The 1400-nt window shown below is 29.2% G+C and carries 2 protein-coding genes; both read left to right on the top strand.

Annotated features, from left to right (window positions below):
* The first annotated feature begins 161 nt into the window (after positions 1 to 161).
* Positions 162 to 662, top strand: a complete 501-nt coding sequence (locus ACNQGO_RS15370) for a RusA family crossover junction endodeoxyribonuclease (RefSeq protein WP_417985817.1) — start codon at positions 162 to 164, stop codon at positions 660 to 662.
* A 14-nt stretch (positions 663 to 676) separates the two neighbouring features.
* Positions 677 to 1153: a T6SS immunity protein Tdi1 domain-containing protein gene (locus ACNQGO_RS15365; RefSeq protein WP_417985816.1), complete on the top strand. Its 477-nt coding sequence runs from the start codon at positions 677 to 679 to the stop codon at positions 1151 to 1153.
* Positions 1154 to 1400 lie beyond the last annotated feature (247 nt).

The raw sequence follows: 1400 nt of genomic DNA, 5'->3' as shown, positions 1-1400 counted from the left end.
TCATAAAGCGAGTTTTAATAGAACGAAGTTTAAATGTAGTTTAAATAACATATATTTACTCCATGAGTAACAAAATACAGTTTGTTTGGAGGTTTTTAGACGAACTGACGTTGTGCGTCAGTTTGAAGAAACTCATCGTTAAATAAGAAACTATCTGAAAAATGCGAAAAGAAGAAAGTGTGACATTTCGGCAAAATCCAAAAATCGATTTTTTATTCGGCTATTTTGGTAATTTAATTGTTCCAACAAAACAAGACGGATTTAAACCTATTGACGTAATTGAAACCAATGAAAAAGGAGAAGAGACTGTGCTGAAAAATTTCTATATGAAAAATCCAGAAACTAGTTCAATTTTAAAATTCAGGGAATATATTCAAGGAATCGCAAGAGAAAAAATTTCTAAAAATAATAGAATAAACAAACCTCATAATGTACAAGTTCATTTATCCATATCAATTACAGAAAAAAGATATTATGAAGTTGACGTCGATAATCTTGCAAAAGCAGTTTTAGATTCATTAAATGAAATCGCATTTGAAGATGATTCACAAGTTTCGTCTCTAATAGTTGAAAAACATATTCATCCAATGAAAGTTAATGGTATTTTAATTGCAATTACAAAACTTACTCCTGAAAGAAAAGGATTAGAATTTACTTGGTAAAAACAGAAAGAAATATGAAAATTACTTGGAAAGATTTAACAATTAACTTTAATCATATCGATTTAAATAGATTGATGGAAAGTTGGGATTGGCTAATTGGAAACGATAAAAAACCAATCTTAATGTCAAGTATTGGTGATTTATTTCTTGAAGACAAAAATGGAATATGCTATTGGTTAAATGTTGGAGAAGGGATAATTGAAAAAGTTGCCGAAAATGAAAGTGAATTTAAAGCTAAACTTAATGATGATGAAACAGTTGATGAATGGTTTTTAATAGAACTTGTCTCAGAATTAAAAAGAAATGGGTTATTATTAACAGAAAAAAAGCTTTATGGATACAAAACTCTTCCAATACTTGGTGGAGAATACAAACCTGAAAATTTTGAATTAACAGATATTGAAGTACATTTTGAATTAAGTGGACAAATTCATAAACAAGTAAAAGATTTGCCCGACGGAACAAAAGTGAATATAAAAGTAACGGAATAAAAAACCGAACGCACAACACTTGCTACAATAGATTTGGGTAATTGGCTTAATTTGAAAATGGTTTTGTGTTTGGGATGTTTAGGCAAATCCGAATATTGGGCTTAATTTAGTCCCAAACCTCTTGTAGCAAGGGAACGTCAAACTGTCTAATAACCTCCTTTTCCCCTGTTAGATAATTTGTACAAAAAACCGTTCAAATAATTTGCATAACTCGTTGGTTTTATGTATATTTAAGAATGAAATTCAT

It is taken from the genome of Flavobacterium frigidum (assembly GCF_048286735.1).
Taxonomy (GTDB): Bacteria; Bacteroidota; Bacteroidia; order Flavobacteriales; family Flavobacteriaceae; genus Flavobacterium.
Note: the sequence above shows the minus strand (reverse complement) of the source record. Positions and strands in the feature narration are given on the sequence as shown.

Coding starts and splice junctions, on each gene's coding strand:
- ACNQGO_RS15370 (WP_417985817.1), top strand. CDS start 162: ATGCGAAAAGAAGAAAGTGTGACATTTCGGCAAAATCCAAAAATCGAT.
- ACNQGO_RS15365 (WP_417985816.1), top strand. CDS start 677: ATGAAAATTACTTGGAAAGATTTAACAATTAACTTTAATCATATCGAT.